This is a genomic window from Actinokineospora baliensis (assembly GCF_016907695.1).
Lineage (GTDB): Bacteria > Actinomycetota > Actinomycetes > Mycobacteriales > Pseudonocardiaceae > Actinokineospora > Actinokineospora baliensis.
Window position 1 is genome coordinate 794,819 of sequence record NZ_JAFBCK010000001.1, and the last position, 14,144, is coordinate 808,962.

A 14,144-nucleotide genomic window follows, 5' to 3' on the forward strand; every position below is an offset into this window, starting at 1 on the left:
CAGTTCACTTCTTCTTCGCGAACTTCACGGAGGAGGGGATCAGCTCCGTGCGGGCACCGCTGGCCGCGCGGATGGCGGCCCTGGTGGCGTTGATCGGCTCGTCGCCGATCTTGGCGTGCAGCTTGAGGATCGCGTCGAGCAGCATCTCCGGCCGCGGCGGGCAGCCGGGCAGGTACATGTCCACCGGGACGACGTGGTCCACGCCCTGCACGACGGCGTAGTTGTTGAACATGCCGCCGGAGGAGGCGCACACGCCCATCGCCAGCACCCAGCGCGGCTCGGCCATCTGGTCGTAGATCTGGCGCAGCACCGGGGCCATCTTGTTGGTCACCCGACCGGCCACGATCATCAGGTCGGCCTGCCTGGGCGAGGCGCGGAAGGCCTCCATGCCGAAGCGCGCGATGTCGTAGCGCGGGCCGCCGGTGGTCATCATCTCGATGGCGCAGCAGGCCAGGCCGAACGTGGCGGGCCACAGCGAGTTCTTGCGCCCCCAGTTCACCAGCTTCTCCAGGCTGGCCAACATGATGCCGTTCGGCAGCTTCTCCTCGATACCCATGTCGTCCGCCCCCCTTTCAGTTCCAGTCGAGCCCGCCGCGCCGCCACACGTAGGCGTAGGCGAAGCCGACCGTCGCGATGAACAAGAAGATCTCGAGCAGGCCGAACATGCCCAGGACGTCAGCCGACACCGCGAACGGGTAGAGGAACACCATCTCGATGTCGAAGAGGATGAAGAGCATGGCGGTCAGGTAGTAGGCGACCGGGACCCGACCCCCGCCGATCACCGGCTGCGGCGACGGCTCGATGCCGCACTCGTAGGCGGCCACCTTGGCCCTGTTGTAGCGGCTGGGGCCCAGCAGCGGGCCGAGCAGGGCGGAGAACACGGCGAACCCGGCGGCCAGCACGAACATGACCACCAGTGGCAGGTACACCGCCAAGTTGGACACGACGTCCGGCGGTTGAGCCGCCGGCGTCTGGGCAAGCTCCGTGAGCAAAGGCCTTAGCGTGGGCACCTTCGTCGTCCTTTCCCGCGTCCTCGGCCGGAACCCTATGGGCCCTGGCTCACACCACCGTCGGTTAGGCTGGCCTAACTCACGGTTCGCCGAGCTTGTGAAAACATTCACAAACTTCGGCTCAACGTTGTGAACGGCTTCACAAGCAGCGGGCCCAGTGTAGGACCTTGCTCACAGCCGGAATCCGACCCCCCTCGGCAACTCTCCGTGAACACTTGATGATCCTTTTCGCCGCGCTGACCAGCGCTAACTCCCTGCTAGCACCAATTAGCGGCCAGGGGTGGGAACTGACGTGAACGAATTCTGGTGCGCGCCGCACAATCGCGCCCATTGCCACCGGTCTCCCCACACTTCCGAGTGAAAACCAGGCCGGGGACGCGCAATTCGATGGATTGCCCACTAGCTTGACCGCCGAGAGTCCGCCGTCGTGGGCGGTGGGCGAGTCGTGGGGCCAGGTGCTCCCCGGGGCAGACCGGGACCCTGGCCGCGCGCATGTCACCCTTCCGAGTAGCTCCGGAGGCGACCGGCGTTTGGTAGGCTGGTCACGAGAGTTCACCGTCGTGGGCGGTGGGCGAGTCGCAAGGCCAGGTGCTCCCCGGGGTATACCGGGACCCTGGCCTTACGCATGTCTAGAGGCGGATCACTACCCGACCGGGACGACGCACTCGGCCACACCGGGGGCGAGCAGATCCCATGGTTCAGTGGCACCTGCCAGAGCGGCGTGCGCGGCGCCAGCCAGGATGTCCGCCGCCCAAAGCAGGGGTTCCTCACCACCGCGAAGATGGGTGACCGCGAACTGTGCCCCCTTGGGCAGGTTGGACCGTGCCCACATGGCGACACGGATGTCACGGTCGTTCAACTGCCGCGTTCGACCTTCCATGAACAGTCCCGCCACACCACGAAGGTGCAGTTCGTACACGAGGCGTTCCAAGCACTTCGCGCGGCCGCGCTCTTGCTGTGCCGCACCAACTGTCGTGCCGACCACGACCACGTGCCTGCCACTAACCGCCGCGAGAGTCCTAGCGGCATCCAACCGCGCATCACGCTTCATGTCATGCCAGTGGAGCTTGCCGCGCTTCTTGCGCCCACGAAGTCCGAGCATCGCCGCACGGATCGCTTCGCGCTCGGCGTCGGCAACGACCACCGCGCCCATGATGTACGAGCCGTTCTGCCCGGCGGTGAAGTGTGACTCGTCGGCGAAGGCTTGGGGGGTGGGGAGCACCGGGCAAGGCTAGGGATCCGAAAACTCCTCACCCGATCGAGGCATGGCGGCTAGGCGCTGGGGGTCAGGCGGGTGGCGGTGGTGATGATGCGGTCGTAGGCGTCGCCGTCTTTGGGGTCGTAGAGGCCTGCTAGGAGCTTGAGGACCAGCTTCATCAGGGTCTTCCGGGGCAGGCCGTGTTTGGTGGCGATGCCCATGATGGTGGGGTTGCCGATGAGGCGGGAGAAGATGTTGCCGAGGCGGTAGTAGCTGCCCAGGGCTTGGCGCATGGCTACGGGGTAGCCCTCCAGGGCGCGTTCGCGGGCTGGGCCTTCGGCTCGGGCCAGGGCTTGGACGACGATTTCGGCGGCGATGCGGGCCGACTCCATGGCGTAGCCGATGCCTTCGCCGTTGAACGGGTTGACCATGCCGCCCGCGTCGCCGACCAGCAGGAGGCCGTCGCGGTAGTGGGGGGTGCGGTTGAAGCCCATGGGCAGCGCGGCGCCGCCGATCTTGCCGATGGCGTTGGGTTCGCGGAAGCCCCACTCCTCGGGGGTGCCGTCGAGCCAGGAGCGCATGAGCTGGCGGTAGTCGGTGGTGCCGAATGCCTTCGACGTGGACAGGATGCCCAGGCCGACGTTGACGGTGCCGTCGCCCATGCCGAAGATCCAGCCGTAGCCGGGCAGCAGGACCGGGTTGGCCGGGTCGGAGCGGTCCCACAGCTCCAGGTGCGACTCCAGGTAGTCGTCCTTGCTGCGCGGCGAGGCGTAGTACCGGCGGACGGCGACGCCCATCGGGCGGTTGTCGAGCTTCTCCAGGCCGACCGACAGGGCGAGGCGGGCGGACACGCCGTCGCAGGCCAGGACGAGGGGGGCGCGGTAGGTCACGGGGGTCTTGTCCGGGCCCGCCTTCGCGGTGACGCCCACCACGCGGCCGCCTTCGACGACGGCGCCGGTGACGGTGGTCTGCTCGAGCAGCCGGGCGCCCGCGCGCTGGGCGGTGCGGGCGAGCATCTCGTCGAAGTCCTGCCTAGGGCGGACCACGCCGTACGGGGGGAAGGTGGCCAGGTCGGGCCAGTCCAGTTCGAGGGTGACGCCGCCGCCGACCACGCGCAGGCCGCGGTTGTGCAGCCAACCGGCCTCTTCGCGGGTGTCGATGCCCAGGTCGATGAGCTGCTTGACGCCGCGCGGGGTCAGCCCGTCGCCGCAGACCTTCTCCCTGGGGAAGCTGCTCTTCTCCAGCAGGAGCACGTCGAGCCCGGCCCTGGCCAGGTAGGTCGCCGCGGTCGACCCGGCAGGACCGGCGCCGACCACGATGACCTCAGCGTCCTCGCCAGCCTTGCGGCGGCCGACAGTCGTGCTCATCGCGCTCCTTGTGAAAGCCTTCACGTACCCCGTCGAGTCTAGAGGCAACTGAAACGCCCGGACTGTGATCAGCGATCCACCGGGGAAGGCGCGCAGGACGCAGGAAGGCCGGAGATGACGGATCCAGACCAGGCCACCCCGCCCTTAGGCATCAAAGCTGTCCAGCTCCCGCCTGAACTCCCCCACGCTAGGCCTGCCCGCGCGGCCCGGTTCGTCGCTTCCGCTCTTATCCTCGCCACCACTGCTGTCGCCCTCTTGGCCGCATGGCAGGCGTGGCGCTCTTATTGGCTGGTCAGGGACGTCTTCTCGGCGATACCCACGGTCACCGATGAGCAGTTGAAGGTCGCTGCGGACCGCAGCACCCTCCTCTCTTACGCCTGGCTGGCCGGAGTGGTGCTGTCCGGCATCGCGTTCCTCGCGTGGCTGTGGCGGGCGCGGATCAACTCGGCGCGGATCTGCGACGCGCCTCAGCGGCTGCGGATCCGCTGGTCGGTGCTGGCGTGGTTCGTGCCGATCGGCAACCTGTGGCTGCCGCAGATGGTGCTCGGGGACGTGTGGCGGGCGAGCAGGCCCGACACCCCGGCGCGCGGCGGCGACCTGCGGAAGGTCCCGGCGAGCAAGCTGATCGCGATCTGGTGGGCGCTGTTCGTGGTGATGCACGGGGTCGACCTGTTCGCGGTGAACCTGCTCACCAGGGACAGCTCGGTGGCGACCTTCGAGTCGGTCTTCTACGCGAACTCGCTCAGCGGCGGCCTGGCGGTGCTGACCGCGCTCGCGGCCCTGGTGCTCATGCGCCGGGTCGACCGGTGGCAGGACGACCGGGAGATGATCCGCTAGTCCGGGTTGGTCGCCCGGTGCAGTGCGACCACGCCGAAGGTCAGGTTCAGCCACTCCACCTCGCGCCAGCCCGCCTTGGCGATGAGCTCGGCCACGGTGCGCTGGTCGTGCCAGTCGCGCATGGATTCGGCCAGGTAGGAGTAGGCCTCGCTGTTGGACGAGAACGGCTTGGTGACCAGCGGCAGGCCGCGCAGCACCGTGTTGCGGTAGAGCCACCGCAGCGGGCGCAGCGGCGGCTGGGAGACCTCGCAGATGACCAGGCGGCCGCCGGGGCGCACCACGCGGCGCATCTCGGCGAGGGCGGCGACGGTGTCGTTCATGTTGCGCAGCCCGAAGGACACGGTGACCGCGTCGAAGGCGTCGGTGGCGAACGGCAGGTGGAAGGCGTCCGCGGCGACCCTGGGCACGCCCCGGTCGGCCCCGCCGCGCAGCATCTCCAGGGAGAAGTCGGCGGCGACGCACCAGGCCCCGGAGCGGGCGTACTCGACGGTGGACACGGCGGTCCCGGCGGCCAGGTCGAGGACCTTCTCCCCCGGCGACGCGTCGAGCACCTGGCGGGTCGTCTCGCGCCAGCGGCGGTCGAAGCCCATCGTCATCACCGTGTTGGTGCGGTCGTACCCCTTGGCGACCCCGTCGAACATCACGGCGATGTCGCGGGGGTCCTTGTCCAAACCGGCGCGAGCCATCATGTGCGCAGACTACGAGGGTCCCGGTGGCCGCGTCATGCCAGGCTCATCGCGGTGAGCATGCCGCGCACGGAGCTCGGCCAGTCGAACTGCTCGGCGCGGGCCCTGGCGGCCGCGCGGCGGTCCGGTTCGGGCACGGAGAGCAGGCCCTCGACGGCGTCCGCGAACGCGGGGGCGTCGTCGGACACCGCGTGACCGCAGTCGGGCCCGACGATCTCCGGTAGCGCCGAGGACTCGGATACGACGACGGGGGTCCCGGACGCAAGGGCCTCCAAAGCCGCCAGACCGAAGGTCTCGTGCGGACCGGGGGCCAGCGAGACGTCGGCACTGGCGAGTAGCCGGGCCACGTCTGAACGGTCGGAGAGGAAGCCGAGGAAGGTCACCGGCAGTCCTGCCGCGCGCCTACGGAGTGAACCCATCTTAGGGCCGTCACCAGCCACTACGAGTCTGGCGTTGGTTCCGGCGGCGTGGAGTTCGGCGAGGGTATCGATGCTTCGGTCCACGTGCTTCTCTGGGGATAACCGACCGCAGTGGACTAAGAGGGCGTCGGCGCCATGGGCTAGTTCGGCGCGGAGGGCTACGTCGTGGTTGGACGGCGTGAAGGCGGTCAGGTCCACGCCAAGAGGCACGCGGGCGACGTTGCTAACGCCGATGCGGTCGAACTCGGCGCGGGCGAACGCGGTGGTGCACACGACGGTGTCGTAGCTGGCGGCCATCCGGCGGTTCGCGGCATCAGCGACAGAACGGGCAACCGGTCCGGGTAGGAGGAACTGCTCCAGTAGGCGGTCGAGCCGTTCGTGCGAGATCACCACGCTGGGGATGTCCCGTCCTGCGGCCCAGCGGCCCATCCCGCGCAGGGTGAGCCGGTCGGAGACTTCCAACCGGTCTGGGCGTAGTCGGGCTAAGAGGGATGCCACGCGTAAGGGGTCGACCGCGCGATAGCCACCCGTACCGGGGATGTGTGGCGCGGGCAGCGTTATGCGACGGACCCCGTTCGGTAGGCACTCGTCTCCGGTGCGTCTACCGGGGACAACCAGTACTACGTCGTGCCCGCTCGCCACGTACCCACCGCCGAGGTGGTGCAGGGCTGTTCGCAGGCCGCCGGAGCGCGGACCGTAGAAGTTCGCGAGCTGCACGATCCGCATGGCTTACGCGGCCTTCGACCTTCTTCCCAGCGCGACCGCGTCGTAGTGGCCGAGGAGTTCCTCGCACACCGCGCTCCATGTGCGAGTGAGCACAGCAGACCTGCCCGCCGCACCCATGCGGCGTCGCAGGAGAGCGTCGGTGAGCCTGTCGACGGCGGGTACGAGCTGGGCGGCGAACTGGTCCGGGTCGAGCAGGAACCCGGTGCGGCCGTGGTCGACGAGGTCGCGCGGGCCACCAGCGTTGGGCGCGATCACGGGCAATCCGGAAGCCATCGCCTCTTGGACGGCCTGGCAGAACGTCTCGTGCGGTCCGGTGTGCACGAACACGTCGAGGCTCGCGTAGGCGGCAGCGAGCTCGGCGCCGTCGCGGAACCCGAGGAACGCGGCGTTGGGCATGCGCTCACGCAACGCCCGGTTGTCAGGCCCGTCCCCGACGACCACTACGCGCACCCCGGGCAGCGAGTCGAGCGCGGCTAGGTGCTCTACGCGCTTTTCCGGGGCAAGCCTGCCGACGTACCCGACCAGCAGTTCGCCGTTAGGCGCGAGCTGAGTTCGCAGTGACCGGTCGACGTGCTCAGGCGCGAACCTGCGGATGTCGACTCCCCGAGCCCACCGGTGCACCCGCGGGATGCCGTGTCTGGTCAGGTCGGCGACAGCGGCCGTAGAGGGCGCCAGGGTTCGGTCCGCGCCGGAGTGCACCCGGCGGATCCAACGCCAGGCGGCACGCGCGCCTCTACTAAGGCCGTAAGAGGCAGCGAACCCGGCCACGTCGGTTTGGTAGACCGCCACAGTCGGCACGCCGAGCCTCTTGGCCGCCCACAACCCGCCCGCGCCCAACACGAACGGTGACGCCAGGTGGATGACGTCCGGGTCGAACTCGGCGAGGTCGGTCAGCATCTTCGGCGACGGCAGCCCGATGGGCAGGGAGGTGATGACGGGCAGGTCCACCGCGCGGACCCGGACGACGTCCACGCCGAGGTGGCGGTCCGGTCCGGCGCCCGGGGCGACCACCATCGCCCGGTGCCCGCGCTGGTCGAGGTGCTCCAGCACTCTGAGCACGGAGTTGGTGACGCCGTTCACCTGGGGGAGGAAGCTCTCGGTCACGATGGCGACGCGCACGGGTGCGACCGTCGCACCCCGCGCCGTCGTCGGGGTGGTCGACCGCGTGACGGCGCGGCGAACGACACCGGAACAGCCGGTGGGTACCGCCGGAACGACCAACCTTGGCCTGGCGCTACCCGGCTTTTCATGTTCCGGACGCACGGCGGTCACACGGTGTGGTCACTCTAGGTTGGCATGACGCTCTTGTCCTCCCGCTCGCGCAAGCCGGTGGAGCCTGGGCTGCTGTCACGGGCCTTGGAGATCGCGGGCCGCCTGGCCAACGACGCGACCGACGTGATCACCGCGACCGCGGGTCGAGGCGCCCGTCCGGTGGTCCTCGACACGCCGTTCGACTGGGTGACCGACACCGACCGGACGCTCGAGCGGCACACCCGCCGGGTGCTGACCGCCGAGTTCCCGGGCATCCCGGTGGTGGGTGAGGAGTTCGGTGCCGACGTCGGCTCGGACGAGTCCGAGTACCGCTGGGTGGTCGACCCGGTCGACGGCACCGCGAACTACATCGCCGGTGTCCCCTGGTGCGCCTACAGCCTGGCCCTGGTCGACGCCGAGGGCCCGGTGGTGGGCGTGGTCGCCGACCCGTACCGCGGGCAGATCTACGCCGCCGCGCGCGGCCGCGGGATGCGGGCGAACGGGGTGCGCGTGCAACTGCTGGACCGGGCGTCGGCGGCGGGCACGATCGTGTGCACCGAACTGGCCCGCACCGGTCCGTGGCCGGGGATGGGCGGCTTCATCGAGCGGGCTTCCGCCGCGCACGCCGGGGTCCGGGTGCTCGGTTCTGCGGCGCTGGCGGTCGCGCAGGTCGCCCTTGGTCACGCCGCCGCTGCGGTGCTGCACAGCTACCACGAGTGGGATGTCGCGGGCGCGGTCGCGTTGGCCTTGGAGTCCGGGGCCGTGGTGCTGGACCGGCGTGGTGACGATGCCCCGCTGCCTGTGGACGGACTGTTGGTCGCGGCCCCTGGTGTCGCCGAGGCAGTGCTGTCGTGGTGGCAAGACGCAGTGTGACTCCGTAGGCGGGGACTGCCGACTAGTAGGAGGATGCTGGCTGTCCTAACGCGTGGGGAGACCTAAGATGCAGACAGCTCGCTCATTGGACGGCACGGCCATCGCATACGAGGCTGTCGGTAGTGGAACGCCGGTGGTGTTGGTGGGCGGGGCTTCAACGACCGCAACTCCACCGCGGGCTTGGGTGCCTTGCTGGCGGAAGCCGGTTTGACTGCGGTCTCTTACGACCGTCGCGGCCGCGGCGACAGCGGAGACACAGCGCCTTACGCCGTCGAGCGTGAGACCGAAGACTTGTCAGCCGTACTCACAGCCACCGCCAGCACCGCCGTCTACGGCATGTCCTCTGGCGGCATCTTGGCTCTACTGGCCGCACACCACGGCCTCCCCATCACGCGAGTGGCTGTCTACGAGCCACCGTTCAATGAGGACTCCTCCGAGGCCTTCGCCGACGCCCAAGCCGACCGGGCCGCCACCGGCCGCCGAGAGCAGGCCGTCGAAGCGTTCCTCACCACCACCGGTATGCCACCCGAGGCCATTGACGCCATGCGCTCAGGCCCGGCTTGGCCCTACCTGGTCGGGCTGGCCCACACCCTCTCTTATGACGCTCGCGTCGTAGCCCGCGGTTCGATCCCCGCCCTCGTGGCTCTGCAAACGCCAACGCTGGTGGTGGACGGCGACGCCAGCCCCCCGTTCTTGCGAGGCGCGGCCGCTTCCCTCGCGGCGACCTTGCCCCACGCGACCGCGGTGTCGCTGCCCGACCAGACCCACAACGTGGACATCGCCGTGCTGGCACCGGAATTGGTCAGGTTCTTCTCTTAGTCCAAGACAAGGCGACGGGCGGCGGCTCGGGCTTCGGTGGGCGTGGTCGCTCGGCGGACGGCAGCGGCCAACTCTTGGCACTGCGCGAGGGTGTGCGCGGCGAGGATCGTGCGGACCGCGGGCAGGCTGGCGGGCGGCATCGAAAGCGAGTCGACCCCCAAGCCGGTGAGGACCAGAGCCAGCAACGGGTCCGCGGCGGCTTCACCGCAGACACCCACGTGGGTGGGAACGGCGGCGACGTGCGCGACGAGGTCCAAGAGGGCGGGCTGCCAGGGATCGAGCAGGTCAGCCAACTCGGCCCGGTGCCGGTCGGCGGCGAAGGTGTACTGGGCCAGGTCGTTGGTGCCGACGCTGAGGAAGTCCACTTCGGACGCGATGTCAGCCGCCCGGAGAGCGGCGGCCGGGAGCTCGACCATGGCGCCCGCGGTGGTGAGGCCGTGCTCGCGAACCGCGGTGGCGAAAGCGGCGGCCTCCGCGGGCGTGGCGATCATGGGCGCCATGACCCACGGCACGGCACCGGTGTCAGCCGCCGCCCTGGCGATGGCTTCGAGCTGGTCGCGGAGCAGATCGGGCCGGGCACGGGCGATCCGGATGCCCCGAACCCCCAACGCGGACCCGGTCGCGGCATACGGAATCGGCTCGTCCGCCCCGGCGTCGAGGGTGCGCACCACGACCTTGCGGCCCGTCAGCGGAGCCAAGACCTCGCGATAGGCGACGCGCTGCTCCTCGACGGTGGGCGGACGGGAGCGGCCGAGGAAGAGGAACTCGGTGCGCAACAACCCGACCCCCTCCACGCCGTGCACCGGATCAGGACCACCGATGGTGGCCAGCAACTCCACCCGATACCCATCGGCGGTCCGACCGGGCCCCACATCAAGCACGGGCCGGACGGCAGCGTGGCGAGCGGCTCCGCCCCGGGAGTTCCGGGCGGAGCCCACAACGGACGCAGAACCGGCAGCGAGGCGATGGCCGCCACCTTGGGGCAGGCCGGTCGGATGCCGCACCGAATGAGCGGTGGGCTCCGAGCCACCTGCGCCCGGCGCGGGGCGGGCTACTGGGCGGGCGCCAGGAACAGCACCGGCACTGCGGTCCGGTTCACTGTCCTCAGCGGGCCGCTCCACTCCGTCACCCAGTCGCCCGGTCCGCAGCCCGTGCGGTGGGCTGGACAGCGGCGTGGGCTTGGACAAGTTCGTCCAGGCCTGCCCCGATCCCGCGCAGCGTGCTCACCCGCCCAACCTACGCGTCGAAAACCACCCGGGACGACCCGCAGGCGGGCGATCTTTGACGGTCAGGCGTCGAAGTCGACGGTGACCGAGTCGGTGGCGGGCAGGCCCTGGCAGGTCAGCACGAACCCGGCGTCGATCTCGTGCTGCTCGAGCGCGTAGTTCCGGCGCATCCGCACATCCCCGGTGACCACCTTCGCCCGGCACGTCCCGCACACCCCGCCCCGGCAGGCGAACGGCAGGTCGGACCGGACCCGTTGCGCGGCGTCGAGGATGGGCTCGTCGAACGGCAGTGCCAGGGTGGTTTCCCGGCCGTCGAGGATCACGGTCACCGACGATGTCGGTCCGTCCACACCTTCCTCGACCCGCTTGGGCTCCGGCGGCGGCTCGTCGACGTAGAAGAGTTCACGGTGGAGGCGGTCCGAAGGGACACCGCGCGCGGTCAGCACCGCGTGCGCGTCTTGGACCAGACCGAACGGCCCGCACAACCACCAGTGGTCGATGTCGTCCGCGGGCACGACCCGGCTGAACAACTCCTCCAGCCGCGCGGTGTCGAGCCTGCCGGAGAACAGCTCTACGTCTCCCGGTTCGCGCGACAGGATGTGCACGAGTTGAAGCCGGTTCGGGTAGCGGTCTTTAAGGTCCGCGAGGTCCTCCGCGAACATGACCGTGTCACTTCGGCGGTTGCCATAGAGGAGCGTGACCCGCGTAGTGGGATCGGCGAGCACAGTGGCCGCGATCGAGAGAACCGGCGTAATGCCCGAACCGGCGGCGATGAAGCCGTGGTGACTACCCGGCTCGACCACGGGTGTAAAGCCACCTTGTGGCGGTAGGACTTCCAGCACGTCTCCCGGCTTCAGTGAATCCACCAGGTGTGAAGAGAACAGCCCGCCTTCAACCCGCCTAACGCCAATGCGCGGTGCGGCGCCGGCAGGGGCGCAGATCGAGTAAGAGCGTCGCTCCTCCCGGCCTTCGACGTCCTGCCTAAGAGTCAGGTATTGGCCCGCTTTGAAGACGAAGTGCTCGCCCAACTCGGCGGGCACGGCGAAGGTGATCGCGACCGCGTCGTCGCAGAGGCGGTCTACCCCGGCTACCGGGAGGGAGTGGAAGGCGCGCACGGTCACAGTTCCTTGATCTGCTCGAACGGTTCCCGGCAGTCCTCGCAGCGCCGCAGCGCCTTGCACGCGGTCGACCCGAACCGGGACAGCTCGGTGGTCCGCGCCGACCCGCACAGCGGGCACAGCACCCGGCGGCTCGGTGGTTCCAGGTTCAGCGGCACCGGACCGACGGCGCGCGGGCCGATCCGCTGGGGCGGGGCGATGCCGTGGTCGGCGAGCTTGCGCAGGCCGTCCTCGCTGATCCAGTCGGTCGTCCACGCCGGGTGCAGGACGGTCCGCACCTCGACCTCGGCGTACCCGGCCTCGGTCAGGCTGGCGACCAGGTCGGCGCGCATCTCGTCCACCGCGGGGCAGCCGGAGTAGGTGGGGGTGATCGTCACGGTCACCCGGCCGCCGTCCTCGTCGACCGCGCGCAGCACCCCGAGGTCGGCGAGGGTCAGCACCGGCAACTCGGGGTCGAGCACCTGCTCGGCGACCTGCCGCGCGGTCACCAGCGCGCCCCTGGCGTCGACCGGGCGATGTGCTGCAACTCGGCGAGCAGGAACCCCATCGCGGCGGTGTGCACGCCGTCGCGGCCCGCTTGGCCCGCCACTGCCGCGACCTGCTTGACCTGCGGCCGGTCCAGCCCGGCCGCGGTCAGCACGGTGTCGATGACCTGGTCGAACTCCTCGCGCGCGGCAGCCGGGTCGACGGCGATGCCGGGCAGCGCGGCCTCCACCGGGTGCGTGGCGAACAGTTCGTCGGTGAACGCCCACACACGGTCGAAGCCTGCCACGATGCGTTCGCGGGAGTACTCGGTGCCGCCCGCGAGCCGCAGTACCCACTGGGCGGCGTGGTCGCGGTGGTAGGCCAGTTCCTTGACGCCCTTGGCGGCGACGGCGGCCAGCACCGGGTCTGCCGAGGTGATCAGCCGCTGGAACACGGCGAGGCGCCAGGTCGCGAACACCAGCAGGCGGGCGATGGTGGTGCCGAAGTCGCCGCCAGGTCCGGGGCCGCAGTCGATCTCGGCGAGCCGGACGTTGCGGAACTCGCGCTCGTCGCGCAGGTAGGCCAGGGCGTCCTCGTCGCGGCCGAGCCCCTCGACCTCAGCCGCGCGCGAGAGCAGAAGCCGGGCTTGGCCGAGGAGGTCGAGCGCGATGTTGGCCAGCGCGACGTCTTCTTCCAGCTCCGGCGCGCGCGAGCACCACTCGGCCAGGCGCTGCGAGTAGATGAGCGCGTCGTCGCCGAGCATGAGGCAGTACGCGACGAGGCTCTCGCGGTCGACGTCCGGTACCGCGCGGTCGACCCCGGCGAGAGCAGCGGTGAAGCCGGTGCCGAACGCCCAGTGCTTCTCCTCACCCGCGTCGGTAAGGCCGTCGTAGGCGTTATCCATGGCGGGTTCCTTACAGGTGCGGGACGTCCTCGGGGATCGCGTAGAACGTGGGGTGCCGGTAGACCTTGTCGCCACTAGGCGCGAAGAACGGGTCCTTCTCGTCCGGGCTGGACGCTGTGATCGCCTCCGCCTTGACGACCCAAATGCTGACGCCTTCGTTGCGGCGCGTGTAGAGGTCTCGCGCGTTGCGTAGGGCCATTTCGTCGTCAGGGGCGTGCAGGGAACCGACGTGCACGTGGTTCAGACCGCGCTTGCCCCGGACGAACACCTCGTAGAGGGGCCAAGAGGACTTGGTCATGCCGCCTGCTCCTTCTTGCGCGCGTACGCCGCAGCAGCCTCGCGGACCCAGGCACCGTCGTCGTGGGCCTTGCGCCGGTGGGCGATGCGCTCAGCGTTGCACGGTCCTTCGCCCTTCACGACCTGCCAGAACTCGGTCCAGTCGATGTCGCCGAAGTCGTGGTGGTTGCGCTCGGCGTTCCACGCGAGAGCCGGATCGGGCAGCGTCACGCCGAGCTTCTCCGCCTGCGGCACGCTCATGTCGACGAAGCGCTGCCGCAGCTCGTCGTTGGTGTGCCGCTTGATCCGCCACACCATCGACTGCTCGGTGTTCGAGCTCTCCGCGTCCGACGGGCCGAACATCATCAGCGACGGCCACCACCAGCGGTTGACGGAGTCCTGCACCATGTCCCGCTGCTGCTGCGTGCCGCTCATCATGGTCATCAGCAGCTCGTAGCCCTGCCGCTGGTGGAACGACTCCTCCTTGCAGACCCGGATCATCGCGCGCGCGTACGGGCCGTAGGAGGTGCGGCACAGCGGCACCTGGTTGCAGATCGCGGCACCGTCGACGAGCCAGCCGATGACGCCGACGTCGGCGTAGGTCAGCGTGGGGTAGTTGAAGATCGAGGAGTACTTCTGCCGCCCCTCGATGAGCTTCTCGGTCAGCTCGGCCCGGTCGGCGCCGAGGGTCTCCGCGGCGGCGTAGAGGTAGAGGCCGTGCCCGGCCTCGTCCTGCACCTTGGCCAGCAGGATCGCCTTGCGGCGCAGCGAGGGCGCGCGGCTGATCCAGTTGCCCTCCGGCTGCATCCCGATGATCTCGGAGTGCGCGTGCTGGGCGATCTGGCGGATCAGCGTCGCCCGGTACCCGTCCGGCATCCAGTCCCGCGGCTCGACCCGGTGGTCGGCGGCGACGGTCTGCTCAAACTGGCGTTCCAGGTCCACCCCACCGATGTTACACCTGAAGGCCAG

15 protein-coding genes and 1 pseudogene are annotated in these 14,144 nt (G+C 69.7%); 3 read left to right on the plus strand and 13 right to left on the minus strand.

The window, feature by feature from the left end; genetic code table 11:
- Window positions 1-4: 4 nt before the first annotated feature.
- The 4 genes from JOD54_RS03410 to JOD54_RS03425 all read right to left on the minus strand — a co-directional run bounded on the left by JOD54_RS03410 (window position 5) and on the right by JOD54_RS03425 (window position 3,575).
- Window positions 5-556, minus strand: a complete 552-nt coding sequence (locus JOD54_RS03410) for a NuoB/complex I 20 kDa subunit family protein (RefSeq protein WP_204449133.1) — start codon at window positions 554-556, stop codon at window positions 5-7.
- A gap of 16 nt (window positions 557-572) precedes the next feature.
- On the minus strand, window positions 573-944 hold the full coding sequence (locus JOD54_RS03415; RefSeq protein ID WP_307859813.1) for an NADH-quinone oxidoreductase subunit A: 372 nt from the start codon (window positions 942-944) through the stop codon (window positions 573-575).
- 709 nt (window positions 945-1,653) lie between these two features.
- Window positions 1,654-2,232 carry a DUF3800 domain-containing protein gene (locus tag JOD54_RS03420; protein WP_204449135.1) on the minus strand — a complete coding sequence of 193 codons (579 nt, stop codon included), beginning with the start codon at window positions 2,230-2,232 and terminating at the stop codon, window positions 1,654-1,656.
- Between the two features lie 50 nt (window positions 2,233-2,282).
- Window positions 2,283-3,575: a geranylgeranyl reductase family protein gene (locus JOD54_RS03425; RefSeq protein ID WP_204449136.1), complete on the minus strand. Its 1,293-nt coding sequence runs from the start codon at window positions 3,573-3,575 to the stop codon at window positions 2,283-2,285.
- Window positions 3,576-3,689: 114 nt separating this feature from the next.
- Between JOD54_RS03425 and JOD54_RS03430 the strand changes: the two genes are divergently transcribed.
- The gene (locus tag JOD54_RS03430; protein WP_204449137.1) at window positions 3,690-4,412 is read left to right on the plus strand and encodes a DUF4328 domain-containing protein; all 723 of its coding nucleotides are present in this window, start codon (window positions 3,690-3,692) and stop codon (window positions 4,410-4,412) included.
- On the opposite strand, the gene JOD54_RS03435 is transcribed toward JOD54_RS03430, so the two are convergent.
- The 3 genes from JOD54_RS03435 to JOD54_RS03445 are packed head-to-tail and all read right to left on the minus strand — an operon-like array spanning window position 4,409 to window position 7,362.
- Window positions 4,409-5,098, minus strand: a complete 690-nt coding sequence (locus JOD54_RS03435) for a demethylmenaquinone methyltransferase (protein ID WP_204456052.1) — start codon at window positions 5,096-5,098, stop codon at window positions 4,409-4,411. The two genes, JOD54_RS03430 and JOD54_RS03435, sit on opposite strands and share 4 nt — an antisense overlap.
- A 35-nt stretch (window positions 5,099-5,133) precedes the next feature.
- The gene (locus tag JOD54_RS03440) at window positions 5,134-6,243 is read right to left on the minus strand and encodes a glycosyltransferase (RefSeq protein WP_204449138.1); all 1,110 of its coding nucleotides are present in this window, start codon (window positions 6,241-6,243) and stop codon (window positions 5,134-5,136) included.
- Between the two features lie 3 nt (window positions 6,244-6,246).
- The gene (locus JOD54_RS03445; RefSeq protein ID WP_204449139.1) at window positions 6,247-7,362 is read right to left on the minus strand and encodes a glycosyltransferase family 4 protein; all 1,116 of its coding nucleotides are present in this window, start codon (window positions 7,360-7,362) and stop codon (window positions 6,247-6,249) included.
- Window positions 7,363-7,539: 177 nt separating this feature from the next.
- Here JOD54_RS03445 and JOD54_RS03450 point away from each other — a divergent pair, with 177 nt between their 5' ends.
- Window positions 7,540-8,367 (plus strand): inositol monophosphatase family protein, encoded by an 828-nt coding sequence (locus JOD54_RS03450; protein ID WP_204449140.1) that lies wholly within the window; start codon window positions 7,540-7,542, stop codon window positions 8,365-8,367.
- 153 nt (window positions 8,368-8,520) lie between these two features.
- Window positions 8,521-9,186: pseudogene (locus JOD54_RS03455) on the plus strand (alpha/beta fold hydrolase); the annotation flags it as partial.
- On the opposite strand, the gene JOD54_RS03460 reads toward JOD54_RS03455, so the two are convergent.
- From JOD54_RS03460 to paaA, 6 genes are all read right to left on the minus strand, one after another.
- On the minus strand, window positions 9,183-10,067 hold the full coding sequence (locus tag JOD54_RS03460; RefSeq protein WP_307859814.1) for a putative PEP-binding protein: 885 nt from the start codon (window positions 10,065-10,067) through the stop codon (window positions 9,183-9,185). The pseudogene JOD54_RS03455 and the gene JOD54_RS03460 overlap by 4 nt on opposite strands.
- A 407-nt stretch (window positions 10,068-10,474) precedes the next feature.
- Entirely contained in the window at window positions 10,475-11,527 is a 1,053-nt protein-coding gene (gene paaE, locus JOD54_RS03465) for a 1,2-phenylacetyl-CoA epoxidase subunit PaaE (protein ID WP_204456054.1), read from the minus strand.
- A 2-nt stretch (window positions 11,528-11,529) separates the two neighbouring features.
- Window positions 11,530-12,021: a 1,2-phenylacetyl-CoA epoxidase subunit PaaD gene (paaD, locus tag JOD54_RS03470; RefSeq protein WP_204456055.1), complete on the minus strand. Its 492-nt coding sequence runs from the start codon at window positions 12,019-12,021 to the stop codon at window positions 11,530-11,532.
- Window positions 12,015-12,899, minus strand: coding sequence for a 1,2-phenylacetyl-CoA epoxidase subunit PaaC (paaC, locus tag JOD54_RS03475; RefSeq protein WP_204449142.1), 885 nt, complete (start codon window positions 12,897-12,899; stop codon window positions 12,015-12,017). The genes paaD and paaC overlap by 7 nt, the downstream gene beginning before the upstream one ends.
- A gap of 10 nt (window positions 12,900-12,909) precedes the next feature.
- Entirely contained in the window at window positions 12,910-13,197 is a 288-nt protein-coding gene (gene paaB, locus JOD54_RS03480; RefSeq protein ID WP_204449143.1) for a 1,2-phenylacetyl-CoA epoxidase subunit PaaB, read from the minus strand.
- Window positions 13,194-14,117 carry a 1,2-phenylacetyl-CoA epoxidase subunit PaaA gene (gene paaA / locus JOD54_RS03485; RefSeq protein WP_204449144.1) on the minus strand — a complete coding sequence of 308 codons (924 nt, stop codon included), beginning with the start codon at window positions 14,115-14,117 and terminating at the stop codon, window positions 13,194-13,196. The genes paaB and paaA overlap by 4 nt, the downstream gene beginning before the upstream one ends.
- Between the last annotated feature and the right edge of the window lie 27 nt (window positions 14,118-14,144).